The sequence below is a fragment of the Ancylobacter polymorphus genome (assembly GCF_022836935.1).
GTDB classification, from domain to species: Bacteria; Pseudomonadota; Alphaproteobacteria; order Rhizobiales; family Xanthobacteraceae; genus Ancylobacter; species Ancylobacter polymorphus_A.
The window spans coordinates 626947-646403 of sequence record NZ_CP083239.1; the positions used below are offsets into that span (position 1 = coordinate 626947).

The 19457-nt window shown below is 62.2% G+C and carries 26 protein-coding genes and 1 pseudogene; 26 read left to right on the forward strand and 1 reads right to left on the reverse strand.

Annotation, left to right across the window (positions count from 1 at the left end; translation table 11 throughout):
• Positions 1-41 precede the first annotated feature (41 nt).
• The 18 genes and pseudogenes from K9D25_RS02940 to K9D25_RS25030 form a co-directional block, all read left to right on the forward strand.
• Positions 42-824 (forward strand): hypothetical protein, encoded by a 783-nt coding sequence (locus K9D25_RS02940; RefSeq protein WP_244379066.1) that lies wholly within the window; start codon positions 42-44, stop codon positions 822-824.
• 635 nt (positions 825-1459) lie between these two features.
• On the forward strand, positions 1460-1690 hold the full coding sequence (locus K9D25_RS02945) for a hypothetical protein (protein WP_244379068.1): 231 nt from the start codon (positions 1460-1462) through the stop codon (positions 1688-1690).
• A gap of 250 nt (positions 1691-1940) precedes the next feature.
• Positions 1941-2204 (forward strand): DUF2158 domain-containing protein, encoded by a 264-nt coding sequence (locus K9D25_RS02950; RefSeq protein ID WP_244379070.1) that lies wholly within the window; start codon positions 1941-1943, stop codon positions 2202-2204.
• Positions 2179-2499 carry an HNH endonuclease signature motif containing protein gene (locus K9D25_RS02955; protein ID WP_244379072.1) on the forward strand — a complete coding sequence of 107 codons (321 nt, stop codon included), beginning with the start codon at positions 2179-2181 and terminating at the stop codon, positions 2497-2499. Before K9D25_RS02950 ends, K9D25_RS02955 begins: the two co-directional genes overlap by 26 nt.
• A gap of 306 nt (positions 2500-2805) precedes the next feature.
• Positions 2806-3264, forward strand: coding sequence for a P27 family phage terminase small subunit (locus K9D25_RS02960; protein ID WP_244379074.1), 459 nt, complete (start codon positions 2806-2808; stop codon positions 3262-3264).
• Positions 3265-3273: 9 nt separating this feature from the next.
• Entirely contained in the window at positions 3274-4887 is a 1614-nt protein-coding gene (locus tag K9D25_RS02965) for a terminase large subunit (protein WP_244379076.1), read from the forward strand.
• Positions 4888-4946: 59 nt separating this feature from the next.
• A complete protein-coding gene (locus K9D25_RS02970; RefSeq protein ID WP_244379077.1) occupies positions 4947-6209 on the forward strand; it encodes a phage portal protein in 1263 nt (420 codons plus the stop codon).
• Positions 6206-6931, forward strand: coding sequence for an HK97 family phage prohead protease (locus tag K9D25_RS02975; RefSeq protein ID WP_244379079.1), 726 nt, complete (start codon positions 6206-6208; stop codon positions 6929-6931). Before K9D25_RS02970 ends, K9D25_RS02975 begins: the two co-directional genes overlap by 4 nt.
• Before the next feature lie 40 nt (positions 6932-6971).
• Positions 6972-8270 carry a phage major capsid protein gene (locus K9D25_RS02980; protein WP_244379081.1) on the forward strand — a complete coding sequence of 433 codons (1299 nt, stop codon included), beginning with the start codon at positions 6972-6974 and terminating at the stop codon, positions 8268-8270.
• Positions 8271-8334: 64 nt separating this feature from the next.
• Positions 8335-8766 carry a hypothetical protein gene (locus K9D25_RS02985; RefSeq protein WP_244379083.1) on the forward strand — a complete coding sequence of 144 codons (432 nt, stop codon included), beginning with the start codon at positions 8335-8337 and terminating at the stop codon, positions 8764-8766.
• A gap of 229 nt (positions 8767-8995) precedes the next feature.
• Positions 8996-9595: a head-tail connector protein gene (locus K9D25_RS02990; RefSeq protein ID WP_244379085.1), complete on the forward strand. Its 600-nt coding sequence runs from the start codon at positions 8996-8998 to the stop codon at positions 9593-9595.
• Positions 9596-9625: 30 nt separating this feature from the next.
• Positions 9626-10036: a hypothetical protein gene (locus K9D25_RS02995; RefSeq protein ID WP_244379087.1), complete on the forward strand. Its 411-nt coding sequence runs from the start codon at positions 9626-9628 to the stop codon at positions 10034-10036.
• 1 nt (position 10037) lies between these two features.
• Positions 10038-10364, forward strand: a complete 327-nt coding sequence (locus K9D25_RS03000; protein ID WP_244379089.1) for a phage head closure protein — start codon at positions 10038-10040, stop codon at positions 10362-10364.
• 2 nt (positions 10365-10366) lie between these two features.
• Positions 10367-10873, forward strand: coding sequence for an HK97-gp10 family putative phage morphogenesis protein (locus K9D25_RS03005; RefSeq protein ID WP_244379091.1), 507 nt, complete (start codon positions 10367-10369; stop codon positions 10871-10873).
• Positions 10873-11247 (forward strand): DUF3168 domain-containing protein, encoded by a 375-nt coding sequence (locus tag K9D25_RS03010; protein WP_244379093.1) that lies wholly within the window; start codon positions 10873-10875, stop codon positions 11245-11247. The genes K9D25_RS03005 and K9D25_RS03010 overlap by 1 nt, the downstream gene beginning before the upstream one ends.
• A 14-nt stretch (positions 11248-11261) precedes the next feature.
• Positions 11262-11678: a phage tail tube protein gene (locus tag K9D25_RS03015; protein ID WP_244379094.1), complete on the forward strand. Its 417-nt coding sequence runs from the start codon at positions 11262-11264 to the stop codon at positions 11676-11678.
• Positions 11678-12052 (forward strand): hypothetical protein, encoded by a 375-nt coding sequence (locus K9D25_RS03020; protein WP_244379096.1) that lies wholly within the window; start codon positions 11678-11680, stop codon positions 12050-12052. The genes K9D25_RS03015 and K9D25_RS03020 overlap by 1 nt, the downstream gene beginning before the upstream one ends.
• Before the next feature lie 5 nt (positions 12053-12057).
• Positions 12058-12204, forward strand: a pseudogene (locus K9D25_RS25030) (phage tail assembly chaperone); the annotation flags it as partial.
• A 3-nt stretch (positions 12205-12207) separates the two neighbouring features.
• Here the strand turns inward: K9D25_RS25030 and K9D25_RS03025 are convergent.
• Complete coding sequence (locus K9D25_RS03025; RefSeq protein WP_244379098.1) at positions 12208-12708, reverse strand: hypothetical protein; 501 nt, start codon at positions 12706-12708, stop codon at positions 12208-12210.
• A gap of 14 nt (positions 12709-12722) precedes the next feature.
• On the opposite strand from K9D25_RS03025, the gene K9D25_RS03030 reads away from it, so the two are divergent.
• The 8 genes from K9D25_RS03030 to K9D25_RS03065 all read left to right on the forward strand — a co-directional run bounded on the left by K9D25_RS03030 (position 12723) and on the right by K9D25_RS03065 (position 19447).
• Complete coding sequence (locus K9D25_RS03030; RefSeq protein WP_244379100.1) at positions 12723-14609, forward strand: tape measure protein; 1887 nt, start codon at positions 12723-12725, stop codon at positions 14607-14609.
• Entirely contained in the window at positions 14606-14992 is a 387-nt protein-coding gene (locus K9D25_RS03035) for a hypothetical protein (protein WP_244379102.1), read from the forward strand. The genes K9D25_RS03030 and K9D25_RS03035 overlap by 4 nt, the downstream gene beginning before the upstream one ends.
• Positions 14993-15061: 69 nt before the next feature.
• Positions 15062-16210 carry a hypothetical protein gene (locus tag K9D25_RS03040; RefSeq protein WP_244379108.1) on the forward strand — a complete coding sequence of 383 codons (1149 nt, stop codon included), beginning with the start codon at positions 15062-15064 and terminating at the stop codon, positions 16208-16210.
• The gene (locus K9D25_RS03045) at positions 16210-17655 is read left to right on the forward strand and encodes a phage head spike fiber domain-containing protein (RefSeq protein ID WP_244379110.1); all 1446 of its coding nucleotides are present in this window, start codon (positions 16210-16212) and stop codon (positions 17653-17655) included. Before K9D25_RS03040 ends, K9D25_RS03045 begins: the two co-directional genes overlap by 1 nt.
• On the forward strand, positions 17655-18011 hold the full coding sequence (locus K9D25_RS03050; protein WP_244379112.1) for a hypothetical protein: 357 nt from the start codon (positions 17655-17657) through the stop codon (positions 18009-18011). The genes K9D25_RS03045 and K9D25_RS03050 overlap by 1 nt, the downstream gene beginning before the upstream one ends.
• Positions 18012-18180: 169 nt before the next feature.
• The gene (locus tag K9D25_RS03055; protein WP_244379114.1) at positions 18181-18717 is read left to right on the forward strand and encodes a DUF1833 family protein; all 537 of its coding nucleotides are present in this window, start codon (positions 18181-18183) and stop codon (positions 18715-18717) included.
• A 29-nt stretch (positions 18718-18746) separates the two neighbouring features.
• Entirely contained in the window at positions 18747-19004 is a 258-nt protein-coding gene (locus K9D25_RS03060; protein WP_244379116.1) for a hypothetical protein, read from the forward strand.
• Between the two features lie 2 nt (positions 19005-19006).
• Positions 19007-19447 carry a hypothetical protein gene (locus K9D25_RS03065; RefSeq protein ID WP_244379118.1) on the forward strand — a complete coding sequence of 147 codons (441 nt, stop codon included), beginning with the start codon at positions 19007-19009 and terminating at the stop codon, positions 19445-19447.
• Positions 19448-19457: the final 10 nt, after the last annotated feature.

The following is a 19457-nucleotide window of genomic DNA, read 5'->3' on the forward strand; positions in this document are numbered from 1 at the left end:
GCGCCTATATCGGGGCAGTTCACCACGCTGGGAGGCAAGCGGTGCAGCCTGACAACGACAACGCGCCTACCACGAAGTGGCGCGAGACCTATGCCGATCTTGCAGCCGAAAGCGCCGCGCATGTCGCCACGGCCCGCAAGGCACGAGAGACCGCCCAACGTGCAGAGGCCAAGTCGTGCCGTAAGGCCGGCACGCGAGCGCGTCACCGGCAGATACTCGGCGAGGACTGGGACGGCGAGGCCGACAATGACAATCGCTCGTGGCCGCTTGCCAAGGCGCTGATTGCTGACGGCAAGACCAGTCTGCTCCGCGCGGCGATGGAGTATCGCCGCATTGAGGCGAGCGCGAACAGCGGCACGCTGCTTGGCGGCACATCACTGGGTATGGAGCCGGTGCAGATCGACCAGCGGACATGGATCCGTCCAGACGGTGAAATCATCTACAAGGGCGAGCGCAGGCTCACCGCCGCCGCCTATGCGGACGTGCCGCCGACGCAGGCCGGGCGACAGACTGACGGCATGATGCGGCCGGCCGCCCCCGTCCCGAAGCCGTGGAGCGGTGACGAGAAGGTCAACGCGCGCATTGACGACCAACGGCGCCTTGCGCGCCTGCGCAGCGCACTTGGTCCCCTGGTAGAATGCTTTGAGGCGGCTGCCGTCTACGGTGAGACGCTGGAGCAGGTGGGGCGAAGCGCGGGAAGCGGAAACCGGGCCGGGGCGATGGGGGCGGGCAAGGCGCTGGTGATGGTCGGCCTCTATGCCGTGCAGAACGAGCTTGCCCGCATCCGAATGGACGAGACGGCACCCAGCCTTCGCGCTGCGTGACGTTGGTTATAACCGGAACCGTTCGCCGTGCGGGTTATATGAAGGGGTTGATTTCAGGCCCCGCCGAGATTGAGGCGCTAGCGTCGAGCACGCGAGCCGCTGGGCAGCCAATACGTCGACCCGCCTCATGCCCATGGACGCAGCGAGCCACGGCGACATGTTCGTCATGCAGTACCTGACGTCTCCCCCTCACCGACGGCGCTCTCCTCCGCCGCGGTGACTGCGCCGGCCTCCCTGCGTTCGCGAGTGTGGTTGAGGCCGGCGCGTTTGGTCATTCGGGGTGCGCTGTGCGCATTCCCAAGAGGCGGGGAACAACGACGGCAGCGCGCTTCGGCGTGACGGTCGCCCCGCCTGCAGTTTTCGAGGTCACCGGGTACAAACCGGGCCGCTGGGGTCCTAGGCCAGCGAGCGGGTGGCGTACAGGGGTATGGACGGCGGCTTAGGCCGACCTTTGTTCACCTGTTCCACCCTTCGAAACGATGCGCAGCTCGGAGCTTCGGCTCTTGCTGGTCATAGGCGCACCGCATGGGCGCCCGCGTCGAGGCCTATCAAGGCGGGATATCTCCACCGCCTTGCATGTCGGAGCCGACCCTGCACGGCGCTTGCACCACGCCACCACATCGAAGGGCTTGACTATGATGCTGACGCATAAGGGCTGGTTTGGCGTGTGCCCGGTCTACATCGGTGGCCTCGACAGCCCAGCACCGCTTATCCATCAGCGCCACTGGCTGTTCCTTCCGCTGTTCATCCTCAGCGAGCATATCTTCGCGGCCATCATCTACCTGAAATCATGGCAGGATCCAGAATGGGAGCCGTCTTGGCCGCTCCGGGTGACCGGGACCATCGAACCGCGTAAAGCGCCGTGAGCGTGATCCGCAACGTGCTGCTGACCGGCGCGTCCGCAGTGGCGCTGCATCTGGCGCTCGACGGCGTTCTGCCTGCAGGTGCCTCATGATCCGCTGTAGCGCCGCGCTGGCGCGCTTCCTGACAAGCAACCCACAACCTGGCGGGCGTGGCGTGATGGTGGTCGTGACGGCCACCGGCGCGATGATCTGGCCGATGGTTCCGGATGACGCTGCTTAGGTGGCGATCTGATGCAATGCTGAGGAGAGCATGATGAGCGACGACGACAATCTCATCCATACGCCGTTCGGAATGTTCCCGGCAGCCGCGCGCTTCGATGACGGAGAGCCCGTCGCGCTGCTGACTGGTGGCCCGGCCATGACGGTCATCGGCCGGCAGGGCGGCACATCCACGCTGGTGGCGTGGTTCGATGCAGCCGACGTGCTGCACTATGCGCTGTTCCCTGCTGCTGCGCTGTACTCGCTCTATGACGATGACGAGGAAGACGACATTGGAGAGTGCGCGGGGACGTGTTGATGGGCGCAGTGCTGAGGCGGCCGAGTACCGCAAGCTCTATGACACTGCGCGGTGGAAGCGCCTGCGTGAGGCTGTAAGGGCAGAGCAGCCACTGTGCGTGATGTGCCTGCGCGATGATGTGGTGACAGAGGCGGATGTGGTTGACCACATCAAGCCACATCACGGCGACCATCTGCTGTTCTTCGACATGTCCAACCTACAGCCGCTGTGCAAGCAGCATCACGACAGGGACAAGCAGCAGATGGAGCGCGGGACGTACATTGAGTTCGGTCCTGATGGCTGGCCAGTGGAGTGAGCATGCCCTGTCATCATTGCAGTAAGGCGAGGCGGGCAGCAGTTCAGGCTGTGGCCGCCGCGGTCAAGGGCGATGCTTCTGCTGCGATCGACGCAGTCAAAGAGGCTGCCGAGCACGTCAAGGCCAAGTTTGATGGGCAGAAGAAGGCACCCTAGGGGGAGGTCATATCTCTAGGGCGACGCGTTCTAACTACCGGCGGCCCAATCGCGCAATAAATCCCGCAGGTTTCGGGATTAATTTTTCGGGCTGCATGTTGCGTCGGAGCAACGCTCTACGACGTTAAAATTACACTAGCAGGAATCAGACATGGGCGCAAGAGGTCCGCGCCCCGAAACGCCAGAAATGCAGGCGCTTAAGGGCAATCCCGGAAAGCGAAAACAGCGCGCACCCTCGATACGCCCAGCCGGCGATGTGTACATCCCGAACTATCTTGAGGGCGACGCACGCGACTGCTTTGAGATGATTGTTGCGGCCATGCCGCCGCAGACCTATGCGGCCACCGACGCTGGCGGGATTGCAGTCTATGCCGTTGCCTGGGCAGACCATAAGCGCGCCACCGAGGCACTGAAGACCGAGCCGCCTCTTGTGCCTGGAGCGACCGGAAACCTAGTTCCAAACCCCTGGTTCAAGATCCGAAATGAAGCATCACGGATCATGATGGCCATGGGCGATCGCCTTGGGCTGGACCCAAAGGCGCGGGCGGCGTTGGCGCCCAAAACGGAAAAGCCAAAAAGCAAGTTCGCCGGCCTCATCGGCGGCAAATAGGAATAGCGAATGGCCGTTCAACGGCCCGAATGGGCGCGCCGGGGAGACGGCGTAACCAAGGCCGGCTTGGCGCGTGCGCAGCGTGTCATCGACTTCATCGAGCTTCTGAAGGTGCCGTCCGGCGAGGGGCAAGGCGGCTTGATGAAGCTGCGGCCTTGGCAGAAGCAGTTCATCATCGACCTGTATGCGCCGCACAAGGGCGCCAATCGCAAGGTGCGGCGAGCCATCCTGTCAGTGGCCCGCAAGAACGGGAAAACTGCGATCATCGCGGCGATTGCGCTGGCGCATCTGGTTGGCCCTGAGGCAATCCTGAACGGGGAAATCTATTCCGCGGCCAACGACCGGGAGCAGGCCGGGCAGGTCTTCAAATTCATTCGCCAGCTGGTTGAGGCCGACGAGGAACTGGCGCAGATCCTGACCATCGTGCCGTCGACCAAGACGGTGGTGTGCAAGCAGAACGGCTCGTTCTACCGCGCTTTGTCCGCCGACGCCGGCACAAAACACGGCTTGAACCCGTCGGTATGGATCTACGACGAGCTTGCGCAGTCCCGTAATTCCGAGCTTTACGACGTGCTCAACACGTCGCAGGGCGCGCGGCAGGAGCCGCTGGGGCTCGTCATCTCGACGCAGTCTCCCGATCCAGAGCATCCGCTGTCGAAGCTCATTGACGACGGGCTAGTGGCCAACGACGACCGCATCCTGGTGCATCTGTATTGCGCCGACGACGAGGCTGATATCCTCGACCGCGCGGCCTGGGAGGCGGCGAACCCGGCGCTTGGCGACTTTCGGTCAATCGAGGATCTGGCGGCGCTCGCCGATGAGGCGGGGCGCCAGAAGTCAAAGGAAGCTGCGTTCCGCAACCTGTATCTCAATCAGCGGGTTGATCAGCAAACGCCACTCATTGCGCGCTCTGAATGGAAGGCGTGTCAGACCGGCGACAAGTTGGTGCCTGGCGAGGACATCTATCTCGCGCTGGACTTGTCCGGCGTGCATGACCTTACAGCGCTTCTAGGCGTATCTGCCAAGCATGGCGAGGAGCGTCTTGGCGCGTGGTTCTGGAAGCCAAAAGAGTTCGTCAAAGACCATGCCCACCGAGATCGTGCGCCTTATGACGTGTGGGCGGCAGACGGGTGGCTGGAAACGCCGCCTGGTCGCGCCGTGGATTACTCCTACGTGGCGCGCCAGATTGGCGACATAGCGGACGAATACAACGTCGTCGGCCTTGCTTACGACCGCTGGCGCATCGAGCAGTTGCTCAGCGAGTTCCAGCGCCTTGGCATAAGCGCCTATATCGAGGGCAAAGACACGGCGCGGGACGGAATTCGGCTCATTCCGTGGGGGCAGGGCTTCCGCGACATGTCACCGGCGGTTGAAGCGCTTGAGGCGTCTGTCGTTCATCGGCGGCTCAAGCACGAAGGGAATCCCCTTCTGGGCTTCTGCTTCGCCAACGCGATTGTGGTGTCTGACCCGTCCGGCAACCGAAAGCTCGACAAGTCCAAGACGCGTTTCCGCATCGACGGCGCGGTGGCGGCTGCCATGGCAATCGGGCTGAAGGCGCGGGAAGTCGTCGAGGCGCCGGTGGCTTCCTTCTGGGAAGTGCTTGACCCTTCAAAGAGCTACTAGCCGACGGCGCTTTGGTTCTTGTGCCCTAGTGGCAGTGCCAGAAATTTAGGGATTGCCTGATGGGTATCATTGATTGGGTGCTCGGGCGCCGATCCGAGCATAAATCAGTGTCTTTTGACCCTGCATGGCTCGAATTCTTCGGATCCAGGAAATCGAAGGCAGGCGTCGAGGTCAGCTGGGATAGCGCTCTTGATGTCTCTACGATTCTGGCTTGCGTGCGTGTCATCGCCGAGGGTGTTGCGCAGGTGCCGCTGCGCGTAATGCAGGAGCTCCCTGATGGGAAGGGGAGCAAGCCGGCTACCGAACACCCGCTCTACAAGGTGCTGAATCGTCGTCCAAACCCTTGGCAGACGTCGTTCGCCATGCGCGAGACGATGATTTTTCATCTCGCCCTGACTGGAAATGCCTTTTTCTACAAAAACCTGGTCCGCGGGCGCGTCAAGGAGCTTATCCCCATTGATCCTGGGTGCATCACAGTCACCAGGAACAATGACTATTCGCTCACATACACTGTAACCGCGCCGGATGGATCAACGGCGACGTTCCCGCAAGCCATGATTTGGCATGTCAGGGGTCCGTCGTGGGATACTTGGCGCGGTATGGACGCAGTTCGGCGCGCCAGAGAGGCGATCGGGCTGACAATCGCCACGGAGAACACGCAGGCCGAGCTCCACGCTAACGGCCTGCAGATGTCCGGCGTTTTGTCGACTGATCAGAAGCTCGATCCGGCCAAATTTCAGCAGCTTCAAGCGTGGGTTGCCGCGCAAATTGGCGGAAGCAACCGCCACAAGCCGTTCATTATCGATTCCGGCCTGCAGTGGGCGCCAAGGTCAATGACCGGCGTCGATGCGCAGCATCTGGACACTCGAAAGTTCCAAATTGAGGAGCTTTGTCGCGCCATGCGCGTCATGCCGCTGATGGTTGGCCATCCGGCCGATATGGCGGCGCGCGCAGCGACGGAATCAATCTTCTTGCAGCATGTCGTTCACACGCTCATGCCGTGGGTAGTGCGTATTGAGCAGTCAATCGACAATGATTTGCTTGATGGCCCAGAGGACGAGCAATATTTTGCATCGTTTTATATGAATTCATTGATGCGTGGCGCCACCAAGGATCGAGCAGAGTACTATTCCAAGGCTCTTGGTTCTGGCGGTTCTCCTGCGTGGATGACGCAGGATGAGGTTCGGTACGAGGAAGAGCTCAACGCCATGGGCGGAACAGCTTCTGTGCTTCCCATCCCGAGCAATGTTGGCGGTACACCAACAGGCACCGTCGATGTCGGCCAAAATGGCGCCGCTGGCGCGCAGGATTTAACAGCATGACAATCAACCGCCTTGAGGTGAAGTTCGCCGCAAGCGATGTCGACGGGACGACCGGAGAGTTTAAGGGCTACGGCGCCGTTTTTGGCAACGTTGACAGCCATGGCGACATCATCGCTCCCGGCGCATTCGCAGCCTCCCTGGCCGAGTGGTCCAAAAAGGGGCGCCTGCCGGCCATGAAGCTGATGCACGGCAGCGGCGGCAACCCCTTTACCGGCGACGACCTGCCGATCGGCAAGTGGACCAAGATGGCTGAGGATGATCGCGGCCTCTACGTCGAGGGCAAACTGTCCGGCCTTGATACCGACCGCGGCAAGACCATTCATGCTCTGATGAAAGACGGAGTGCTCGATGGTCTGTCCATCGGATATCGAGCAACCAAGGCCAAATCAGGAGCCGGAGAAGCCAAGCGGGTTCTTGAAGCTGTAAAGCTGTTCGAGATTTCGCTGGTTGATGACCCGTCAAACGACAGATCGCGCGTCACCGGATTCAAGAGCTTCAACCCACGCGACATCGAAGACGCCCTGCGTGATGCCGGGCTGTCGCGTACCGACAGCGTAAAAGCTGTCGCAGTCTTCAAAAGTGCGCTTCGAGACGAAGCGGAGACGGACACGACGCCTCGTGATGAGGACGAAACGGCCGGCGAGGGCGCAGCCGAAGTCAAGCAGCAGGATGAATGCCTGGTGCTGCTGGCGGAGCGCATCAAGGCGCTAACCGCCGCGTAGCGGCGAGCTCACACCCCAACTCAATCATAAGGAAGTTGCCATGACGGAGAAATCCGGCATTGAGCAGGTCATGTCTGCCTTCGAAGAGTTCAAGAAGGCCAACGATGACCGCATCAAGGAAATCGAGAAGAAGGGTTCTGCGGACGTTGTCCTGACCGAGAAGGTCGACCGCATCAATGCGGCCATGGATAAGTTCGAGACCGACAACCAGAAGCGCACCGCTGAGCTCCTGGAAGCCAAGAAGGCCCTCGACGACGAAAAGAAGCACGTCGACGACCTGGAAGCAAAGCTGAACCGGCTTTCGCTTGCCGCGACCGCCAATCCGGAGGCTCGCAAGGAAGAGCTCAAGGGCAAGGTCAATGAGTGGGCGCGCGCTGTCATCGGCGCCACCACCCGCGGCACAATGAACCTGACTGCGGCCGAGCAGAAGGCCCTCAAGGACGTCGAAGACGAATACAAGGCTCTGTCGGTCGGCAATGACACCACCGGCGGCTATCTGGCTCCGGCGGAGTACGTGCGTGAGATCATCAAGGGCGTCACGGAGATTTCTCCGGTTCGTTCGATGGTTCGCGTTCGCCAGACCGCGTCGAAGTCCATCCAGATTCCGAAGCGCACGGCGCAGTTCGCCGCACAGTGGGTTGCCGAGCAGGGCGCCCGCTCGGAGACTGACGGTCTGCGCTATGGCATGTGGGAAATTCCCACCCATGAACTGTATGCGCTGATTGACATCAGCGAGCAGAATCTCGAGGACTCGGCGTTCGATCTCGCCTCGGAGATCAGCCTGGAGGCCAACGAGCAGTTTGCCCTTGCTGAAGGCACTGCGGTGGTTGCTGGCAACGGTGTCGGCAAGCCTCAGGGCTTTATGGACGCCAGTGCCGGCCTCGCGGAGACCATCTCTGGCTCGGCTGCCACCATCGCCGATGCCGACGGACAGGCGAACGGTCTGCTTACCCTCAAGCATGCGCTGAAGACCGCCTATACGCGCAACGCTGTGTGGTCGCTCAATCGGACCACTCTGGGCTCTGTCCGCAAGCTCAAGGATGCCGACAAGAATTACATCTGGATGCCTGGCGTCGCCCTCGGGAAGCCGAACACCATCGATGGCGATCCGTATGTTGAGGTGCCCGATATGCCGTCGGAGGGTGCCGGCACCTATCCGATCGCTTATGGCGACTTCAGCCGCGCGTACCTGCTGGTCGACCGCATCGCAATGGTGATGCTGCGCGATCCGTACACGCAGGCCACTTCCGGCAATGTTCGCTACATCTTCCGTCGCCGCCTCGGCGGCCAGGTTGTCCTGGCCGAAGCGGTGCGGAAGCTGAAGTGCGCCGCGTCCTGATAGCCAACAGAGCGGCGGCCTAGCCTGACCGGGCCGCCAATCCTCACACCAAGGAGATAGCCTGATGGCTTCCAAGGATCTCGTCAATAACGTCACCCCGAAGGTGGCGATTGCCCCTGTCGTCGTGGCTGACGGCACTGCCCAGGTGTCCGGCGCGATTGATACGCAGGGCTATGAAAGCGTCACCTTCCTCATCGCTACCGGCACTCTCGCTGACGCAGATGCGACGTGGACTGTGACTGTGAAGGAGGGCGACACCTCTACGCAGGGCAACCATACCGCAGTGGCCGATGCCGACCTGATCGGCCTCGAGTCGACCGCAGGCTTCATCTTTTCTGATGATGGCGCCACTCGCAAGATTGGCTACAAGGGCAGCAAACGTTACGTCTCGATCGAGATTGACGACGTCACCGCCAACTCAGGCAACGCGCCGATGGCTGTGATCGCGCTGCTCGGCCACCCGCGCTCGCGTCCGACAGCCAATCCGCCGGCCTGATGAAATACCGAGTCGTGAGGCCGTTTCCGTGTTCGTTTGACGGCCTCACGCTCGTCGACCTTGCTGAGGGTGACGAGCGTGATGACTTCGGGGCGATGGCGACTGGGTTAGTGGCTGCCGGGCTGCTTGCAGCAGTTGCGAACACGCCGCCACATCACGAAGCGGCGCCAGATATGCCCAAGAAGATCGAACGGCGCCGCAAACGCGGATGAGCAATGAGGACCGACACATGACATTGAGCCTTGTGACGGCCTCAACTGATAAAATTGTCGACCTGAGCACTGCAAAAAAGCACCTTCGTGTCGATTATGACGATGAAGATACGTACATTGAGGGCCTGATAGACGCTGCACAGGACTGGATTTCTGGGGAAAATTCTTGGCTTGGCCGAAGCGTTTTGGCGACGAGCTGGGAAATTTCTCTCGATAATTTCCCAGCTTCTGGCAGTTACGGCGCCCCATCGGGAGCGATCTGGCTTCCAAGGCCGCCGATCAAGGTTGTGACCGGCCTGTTTTATACGCCGGTAGGCGGGGCAGAGGTCGAAATCACTGATTTCAGGGTTGTCGGAGCCGGCTCTATCGGTGGTGGCTACGTTCTCCCGCAGGCAGGCAAAGCCTGGCCAACTCCAAGCGGTGAGCCGGGTTCTGTCCGTGTCGAATATACGGCCGGTTACGATGCGGTTCCTGCCGCCATTTCTCGCGCTGTCTTGCTGCTTATAGGCGGATGGTTTCGCGAACGTGAATCTATCTCAGACAAGGTGCTTCCGCCGGTTCCATACGGCGTGGAGGCGCTTCTGACGCCATATCGTCATTGGGGCGCAGGTGGCTAGGCCGCGCTGCGCTCATAGCTGGAACCAAAAATGGCCGACATCACCATCACCGCAGCGAACGTCGTGCCCGGCTCTAATGCCGTGCTCGAGACTGGATTCGCTGGCGAGGCCCTGACCGCCGGCAAGTCGGTCTACAAATCGTCCACCACCAAGAAGTGGATGCTGGCGGACAGCAACTCGGCGACTGCCGAGGCCAAGACGGCACGCGGCATCGCGCTGACCGGCTCGGCTGCCAATCAGCCCGTCGTCGTCCACAAGCAGGGCGATCTAACGATCGGCGCCACGCTGACGCTTGGGGCCGCTTACTATCTCAGCGATACCGCGGGCGGCATCTGCCCCGTCGCTGACGTTGGCTCTGGCGAGAATGTCTGCCTGCTCGGCATTGCCAAAAGCACGTCGGTGCTCGCGGTCGAAATCATTGCCCCTGGCGTGACGATCTGACATGCGCGCCGGCACTCTGAACAAGCGGGCGCGCTTCGAGGCGCTGGTCGAAACTTCGGATGGTGCCGGCGGCTTCAGCAGGTCATGGCAGCCCATCATGACGGTGTGGGCGAGCTTCACGCCGGAGCGCGCAAGAGAGCGCGTGCAGGGCGGCAGGCTGGAGTCGGCTTTTGCTGGCGTGCTGCGGATACGCTCGTCTACCGAGGCTCGGCAGATCACGCAGAAGCACCGCGTGATGGTTGATGGTGTGACCTACAACATCCGCTCCAGCGCCAACCCTGACCAGCGGAACGACATGCTCGAGTTTAGTGTCGAGGTTGCCGAATAGCGATGGTGAAGGCCAAGTTTGAGGGCCGCGAAAAGCTGACGCGGAAGCTGCAAAAACTGGTGCCGGAAGCCGAGAAGGAATACGCCAAGGCGATCGAGACGGGCGCGCGCGAGTTGGCCGGCGCTATCGCGGCGCGTGCGCCTCGAGACAGCGGCGAGTACGCCGCCTCGATTGAAGCCGATAAGCTGTCGAGCCGCCCCGGAAAGTCTCAAATCGGCATCCAGCAGACCAAGGATCCAAACGCCTGGGGCGTCTTCGCCAACTACATCTGGCGTTTCATCGAGTACGGCACGCGAGCGCACGTCATCAAGGCCAAAAACGCCAGCCGTCTGCTCTGGCGCAATGAGACAGGCGATACCGTCGCTGCGGCGCGCGTTTCTCACCCCGGCCAAGCTGCCCAGCCGCACATCTTCCCGACCTACAGAGCCATGCGAAAGCGAATCCGCTCGCGCGTCACGCGGGCCATCAACAAGGCTGTCCGTAAGGTGGCGGCCGGTGGAGGCCCATGATGTGGGAGTTGCAGAAGGCGCTCTACGCGCTTCTGTCAGATGCGCTTGACGTGCCGGTCTACGCCAGTGCCCCGCAGGACGCCGCGCTACCGTATGTCGACATGGGCGAGGCTGACAGCGTTCCGGCTGACGTGCAGTGCCGGGACGGACTGGAAGAGACCATCACGGCGCACGTCTGGACGGCCTATGGCAGCCAGCAGCCGGCCAAGGAAATCATCCAGGCTATCCGAGACGCCGTGCATCTGCAGAATCTGACCGTGGCCGGGCGATCGGCTGCGATGGCAGCTGTCACGAGCACCCGCCTTTTCCCTGATGCCGACAATGCAAGCCTGCACGGCGTCGTTTCCATCCGAGTCACACATTTCGGCCCATAGGAGGGCCTTTTGCTATGAGCCAGCAGAACGCCCGCGAGCTTGTCATCAAGCGCTACAACGGGTCGACCTTCGATTTCGTCTGCGGCATCCGCACGCGGTCCATGCCGATCTCGAATGCGCAGATTGACACCACCGTGCCGGACTGCACCAACCCGTCGGCGCCGATTTCCGCCACCGCGATGCCGGGCCGGCAGACGCTTTCTTTCACTGGCGACGGCCTGTTCGACAACGCTCAGATCGGCAAGTCGGTAGCGGACGACGCGCGGACGCAGGCCATTACCGACTATCAGATCATCGTCCCCGGATACGGCACGTTCGAGGGACCGTTCATGGTGGCGGACTTCGAGTTCAGCGGCGACATGGAAGACCCGCTCGCCTTCTCGGCGACCTGGGTGCCGACCGAGTCTCCGGCCTTCACGGCGGCCAGCTGATGGCGACCTACAACAGCGAGCGGGGAGAAGTCCCGCTTACCGTTGGCGGTGTTGATCTCGTCATCGCCGCGACGATGCAGGGACTCGCCACTGTGTCGAGCCGTCTGCGGTGCCAGAGCTTTTCCGAGCTCTATGCCAAGATGGCGAACGTGGAGGTCAACGCCGTGATTGTTGGCGTTGAGGCGCTAGCTGTGAAGGGCGATGTGGGTGCGGCGATGAAGCGCCTGACGCTCAAGGATCTGCCGGCCTGCCGTGATGCGTTCATCGCGGCGCTTGCTCACAGCGTGAAGGACGACGCGGGAAACGGGGAAGCCGCCGGGGGCGAGACGAGCTCCCCTGGCGGCTCTGGGAACGCTTCGCCTTCGGAAACCTAGGGTGGTCGCCGACGCAGTTCTGGTCGGCGACACTCACCGAGCTTTTCGAGGCTCACGAGGGCTGGTGTGAGGCGAATGGCGTCAAGACCAAGCCGAAGATCGAGCCCCCGAGCCGCGAGCGGCTTGCCGAGCTCAAGCGGCTGTATGGGTAGGGCCTAACTACGGTAGGCGCTCCACTCCGCAGTCATCGCATCAAGCGCCTCTCGAAAACCATCGAGCCTCGTCCCGCGTGGCGCCATCCGGCAATTAGGCCATGGCGCTTGCTCATCGCGGAGATAGATGGATCCAGATGCAAGACGACGCAGCTGCTCATCTTTCGGCAAGCCATCAATACGCTTTCCATCAACAGCCATTCGACGCGGAGCAACGTCGCACCCTTCCCAGTTGGGTGCCCTGACTATTTTTATGCCAGAGGCGTCAACCTCAAGTATCTTTGCCTGGGACATAACGTAGGCGTTTCCTATCAACATGCCAGGTCCGCTCATGTTGCTGACATTGAGCCAGCAATAACGCCGTATCGGGTCTCCCATGTCGTCATGGCCGCGCATATCGCAGCCGTACGTGAACGATGGCGCGCCTTTGTACTGAAAATCATCGGCTGAGGCCGAGAACGTTACAAAAATCGCTGCCACGCCGATGGTAAAATTCAACTTCATGTGCGCGGACCTATATGGCAACCGATCTTGAAGCTCTTGTCCTCACTATTAGTGCAGACACGAGGAACATCAAGCGCCAGCTCGACAAGCTCGATAGCGATGTCGGACGCACGGCGAAGAACGTCGACAACCAGTTCTCGCGCGCAAAACGCAGCATGGACGTGTTCGCGGCCTCGGTGTCGAACGCCGGACGGGCACTGGTTGCCAGCCTCGGCATCGGCTTCGCGGCCGGTGACTTCCTCAAGACCGTCCAGAGCGTCGACAGTCTTGGCGCCAGCCTCAAAGCCATCACGGGCGACTCCGCGGCGGCTGCAGGCGAGATGTCCTACGTGACGGAGGTGTCTGAGCGGCTTGGCCTGGAGCTCATATCGACCGGCAACGCCTATGCCTCGCTTCTCGCCGCCACGAAGGGCACTGCCCTTGAGGGGGAGGAGACGCGCCGGATCTTCGAGGGCGTGGCGGCGGCAATGGCTTCGCTAGGAAAGAGCTCGTCCGACACCGAAGGCGCGTTGCTGGCCGTCCAACAGATGATCTCCAAGGGCACCGTGAGTGCGGAAGAGCTTCGCGGCCAGCTTGGCGAGCGTCTGCCTGGTGCATTTGGCCTCGCCGCCAAGGCCATGGGCGTCACCGAGCAGGAGCTCGGCAAGATGCTCGAAAATGGCGTCGTGCCGGCAACGGAGTTGCTGCCACGGCTCATTGACGAGCTCAACAAGCTTTACGATACGGGCCGCAAAAGCACCCTCACGTCCGAGATCAACCGGCTGAATAACGCCGTCACGGAGCTTTACAAGACCCTCGCCGATGCCGGCGCCTTGTCTGCCATCACCACCGTTTTGGGTGGCATTAGCACGGCTCTGAATGACATTAGGCAGCTTTTCCAGCTGATCGGAGTGCAATCAAAGCTGATAGGTTCCGGCCGCTTCTCCGAAGCGTTTGCGCAGGACCCAAAGGGTATCGCGCTCCTTCGCCTGCGAAGCGGCATGGGCACAAGCCTCACCGATCAGCAGTCGTCTGAGTTCGACAAGCTGTTCGGGTTTACGTCTCCTGCGACGACGCGCCCGCCTCCGGCACTTGGCAAGTCCAAATCCGAAGCTGAAAAGCTCGACGCTTATCAGCGCATGACGCGCATGATCCAGGAGCGCACGCAGGCTATCCAGTACGAGACGGCGGCGCAGGCGAGCCTCAACCCGCTGGTGAACGACTATGGGTTCACCATGGAGAAAGCGCGGGCCGAGGCTGACCTGCTCAACGCGGCCGAGCGCGCCAAGATCGAAATCACGCCCGAGGTTCGCCAGAAGATTTCCGAGCTTGCCACGGCCTATGCCGAGGCAACTGTCGAGGCGGAGCGGCTGCGCGAGGAGCAGCAGTTCCTGGTAGATCAGGCTGCTGACCTGAACGACCTGGGCCGCGATGTGCTCGGTGGGTTTATCAGCGACATGCAGAACGGGGTTTCGGCCGCGCAGGCGCTAGAGAATGCCCTGGCCCGCGTCGCCGATCGCCTTCTCGATATGGCATTGAACGCCATCTTTAGCCCGCCTGGCAGCGGCCCAGGGGGCCTTGTCGGCAGCTTCATCAGCGCCATAAGCGGGCAGCGCGCTGGTGGCGGCCCAGTCCGCGCCGGCAGCGCCTATACGGTGGGTGAGCAGGGACCGGAAACCTTCGTCCCGAACGTCTCTGGCCGCATCCTCCCGAACCATTTGAGTGCCGGCAAGGCGCCGCAGATGAGCGTCGTCATCAACAACAATGCCGGCGCCAACGTGTCCACGCAGCGCACACCCACCGGCGTCCAGATCGACATCAACCGGATGGTCGAGGAAGCCATGGTGAACCAGTTCCAGAGCAACGGACGCGGCGCCCAAGCGGCGGCGCGCACGTTCGGCCTTCGGAGGCAGACGGCGTGATCTATCCCGAATGGCCGTTGTCCCTTCCGCATGCGCAGATGGAAGGTGACGGCTCCGGCTTGATGTTCCGTGATCCTATCGAAACCGAGATGGAAGGAGGCGACCTCCGCCGCCGCCGTCGTCCTGGCGACGACGTGATGCGCCTGCGGTTCTCGTTCCGGTTCACTGCGGAACAGGCCAACACATGGGCTTCGTTCGTTCGCGACGATCTCTATTACGGCACGGCGCGGTTTCTGATGCCGGTGGCGATTGACGGTATGCCCTGCGACACGCGCGTCATGCAGATGATCGGCGCGCCCAACTTCGACGGGCGCTCTGGCTCGCTGCGCATGTACTCGTTTGAGGCGTGGGTCTTCCCGGCCGACATGGTGCCGGTTGAATAGATGACGGCGCAACAGAAGTGAAAAGCACAGCCTCGCCAAATTTTGCGCCTGGCATAGGAGACCATCGTAATGCCCGATGAAATTTACCTGCCTATGTATCCTGGCGAGGATGGGCTGACAGCAACCATCAGAGTAAATGGGCATGATTTCACCGGGCTCACTCTAGAGCTAGAGGTTCGCGCGCGTGGGAGCAAAAATCCCGTAGTTTTGTCGACAGAAACAGGGGAATTGTCCCTTGATCTTCCCGACGGGATTATCGTTCACTATGGCGCGGAGTTGATTGAGGCGCTGCCCGACGGGCGTCAGACGACCATTGACCTGTTTTCGGTGTCGGGTACTGCTAGGAAGAAGATTGGCGCCGGCTACATCACGATCGGCCACGCCGGCCACATGCTCACCGCGAGCCTCAGTATTGTCGAAGTCCCCGGCATCCAGGGCCCTCGCGGCTGGGCGCCGCTGTTTGCGGCCGTGGCCTATGGCGACAGCGTCGTCATGCGGGTCGCGGACTGGACGGGCGGCGGCGGCGACAAGCCGTCTGTGGGGCAGTATCTCGGCCCCGACGGGCTGGTGGACGATATCGCCGAGGCGACCGATTTTCGCGGCGGCGTCGGACTGACCCCCGACATCTCGGTGCTCTCCACCGCCACGCTCGACGCGGGGCAGGATGCGGACGTGGTGCTGGATCCCGACAGCACGCCCGAGGAGCCGAAGCTGCGCTTCAGCATCCCGCGCGGTGAGGTCGGCCGGACCCCGGACATCTCGATCCTGCCGACCACGACCCTCGCGCCCGGTCAGCCGGCCGACGTGGTTCTGGGGCCTGGCAGCACGCCCGAGGAGCCGAAGCTTGCCTTCTTCCTTCCCGCCGGCGCTCAGGGGCTCCCCGGCGCGCCCGGCGAGCCGCTCCTCCTCGTCGTGAGTGACACGGTCGATACCGGCCTCGGCGGCTGGTGGGTGACGCGGGACTATCACGCCGCCGCGACGTGCCAGTACCTGCGCGCCGAAATGCTGGTGGGCGCGGCGACGGGCGTGACGCTGGCGGTGCGCAAGAACGGCGCCACCGTCCGCAGCGGCATCGCGCTGGGGGCCGGGGTCACGACCATCACTGACCTCGGCCTCGTGCTGGCCAAGGGCGATCAGGTGTCGCTGCATCGCGAGGGCGGCGGCACGCTCGCCGGCCCGTGGGTGATGATGGTGCAGATCGACGGGAGGGCTCCCTGATGCCGACGCTCACCTACGCCAATATCGGCAAGGTCGCGATCAACCCGACGCTACAGGACCTCTTCCGCTACGGCGAAACGGGCGCCGCGTATGACGCTTTCGACCTGTCGTCGCTTTTTCAGGACGCGGCCGGCACCAGCCCCGCTACGATTGTGGGGCAGCAAATCGCGCTTGTGTCGGACAGGATACACGCCACCCACGCCCGCCAGTCGTCGGTGTCGCTTCGGCCGCTGATTGGGCGCGCGCCGAAGGACAGGCGGAACATATACCTTGGTAGTGACCTACTCGAAGGATCGTCTCCTAACACGGTGAACGGCGCAACGCTTGTGCGGGATGGTGTCGGCTTTGGCACCACTCTTACTGGCACGTCTGGTGCTAGCATCCTTCAGATGTCGGCCCCGATTGCATCGGGCAGGACCGTATCTTTTTTCGCTGCGGCAGGCACATCAGGTTCAATCGGAGTTGGCTCTACAGGAGGTGCAATCACTGCCAGTTTCAATCTGGTTACCGGCGTGGCAAGCAGCGGCAACAACACGACAGACGCAGCGATGGAGCATGTTTCTGGCGGCTATCGCTGTTCGTTCAAGGCACTCACATCAGCCAACCTTCGCCTACTTCCCGGCACGGGCTCGATCAATCTCGGGAAATTGCAGATCGAAGATGGACCACTGACCCCGTATCAGTCGTTCAGCTTGAATGGTCTCATCATGACCGAAGAGGGCGTCCCGTCTTACTATTTCGCACGCCTAGACATGTCCGATGATCGGCTCGATACAGTGCTGCCGCAGGCGGTGACAGGCGACGTGGTGATCGCGGGGCGAAACGGCACGCTCATCGCGCCGGCCAGCTACGCGGCTGGCAGTACATTCCAGCTTGGCCCGACCTCCTATACCGGGGGCGTGTCAAACATCCTGCGGGCGGTTGGTGATGTGGTAGGTTGGACCGTCATCGGCAGGACACTGACCGCTGCCGAGCGTAAATGGCTCTTGGACTACTACAAAGAGCGCGGCGCGAAGGGTCTGCTAGTGCCGGGGCCGGAATTGGTGGTGAACGGGACGTTCGACGTTGATGCCTCTGGCTGGACGCCAAGTTCTGCCAACGTTACTGCCGCCCGCAACGCATCCGGCCAGCTTGAGGTCACGAACAACGGGGCGGGCTGGGTCAGCCAGACCATCAACACCGTCGCAGGAAAGACCTATCGAGTTGAAGTCAACTGGTCGCAAAAGCAAGGAGCCGGTCGCTTTAACATCGGCACGGTGGTCGGCGGGGCCAGCCTTCTAACGGTAACAACATATGGAAACTACACTGGAACAGCAGCCACGACGTTCGTGGCGTCTGGGAGTACTGCGGTGATTTCCCTCGGCGACAGTTCTGGCGGCGCTGGCACTGTGCAAATTTACGACAACATCTCCGTCCGCGAGCTTCGCCCCGAGGAGGAATGGTAATGCATAGCGCGGTGCTTATACTGCCGATGGCGCTCAAGGACGCAGGCGACCAGATCGGCGCGGCGATGGGGTGGGGCCCCGTATCTTACACCATCCCGCTCGCTGCCGGCGACGAAACCGACGCGACACACATAGGTCTGCGGGCCGATGTGTGGCCCGCCTTCATCGATATGATCGCGGCGGCGAGGCAGGGCGTCTATCCCGAGGCCCTGCCCGAGGCCGTCCTGCGACCCGTCATCGAGGCCCTGATAGCCGATTTCTCCCCGGACCCGTCTGCCCCGGAGATGCCGATCTTGTGGGGATCGGACCACCTCAACGCTGTCTGTGCGGCCAACGGGCTGACGCGGCTAGCCTAAGCGCTCAGCCCCCCCCCGCATCGTCGCTGTCGTCGGCCTTGACGGCATGACGGCGACGCAGATGCTGGGGCTCTCGCCCGTCGTGGCCGGATCGGGCGACTAGGCTCCGCCCGTCCTTCAATCAGCGCAAGGCCGCCCCTCCGGGCGGCCTTTTTCATGAGAACCTGATATGTCCGGCATCTGGAATGCTGCTTGGGAGGAGGCGAACGCCGCCTGCCCGCCCAGCGTAATGCTCTATGACACACTGGAACTGCAGCACCCGGCGATCCTGGATGCCGAAGACAATGAGGTGCCGGCGCGCATCGTGAACGACGTGCGCCAGCAGTCGTTCGGCATCGAGCTTGGGGCGACCTTCAATCCTGGCGAGACCGTGGTGTTCTCGCCAGGCGCCTTCTCCGCAGCGTTCCCGACCTATCAGGAAGGCCAGCCGCCCAGCTGCGAAATCACCATCGACAATGTCGACCGAGGCTTCACCGCCGCGCTTGAGGCGGCGATGGAGTACGACGCGCATCTGGTGGCCATCTTCCGCCAGTATGTGAGCGAGGACGTGACCGAGCCGGCTTATGGGCCCGTGCCCTTCGTGATCAAGCGCGTGAAGGTGACCGCCACCACGATCACCGGCACCGCTCAGGGTTCCATCCTCTACGACAAGAAGTTTCCGTCCAAGGTCTACACGCGGGCGGATTTCCCTGGGCTTGTTCGGTAGCCCACCCCTCAACAATCTGGAGACTGCCGATGCTCTCGCGTCGAACGATGATCCGTGCCTTGGGCTTTGGCGCACCGGCTGCTGCCGTGGCGGCGGCTGTTCCTTCGGAAGTATTGGCCCCTATGGTGAAGGGCGCCGTGGTGGATCTCGATATCGTCTGGCCGTCGGCAATCGAGGTGGACCAAGGCACAATCCCGGCGGGGCAGATCACGGTGGGTAAGATCGTGTCCAGCGATGGACGAATCTGTCTCGACTTCGAGGACGGCTCTTTCACGATTTTCTCCTGACCATGAACCGCGCCGCCTATCTGACCTCCCTGCTGGGCCAGAAATGGACGCGGGAGCGCTCCTGCTGGCACCTTGCCGTTGAGGTGCAGGCGGAACTGTTCGGCCGCACGCTGCCATCCGTGGCGCTGCCTGCCGATCTCACATGGCGCTGGATGATGGAGACCATCGACCAGCACCCCGAGCGCGGCCACTGGCGCGAATGTCCGCCTCCGGCTGTGCCTGGCATGATCTCCGCTCCTGACGGCGCCTTGGTCGCCATGGCCCGCGCGCACCGCGCCGCGCATATCGGCGTGTGGCTCGCTCTCGAGCGCCGGGTGATCCACTGCGACGAGACCTTCGGCGTCCAGATCGAGGCGGTGCCGACGCTCCGCGCCGCCGGATGGAATCAGGTCCGGTTCTTCGAGCCGGTGACAGCCGCGCCGCCTGCCGAGCCTCCCCACTAGGACTGACCGC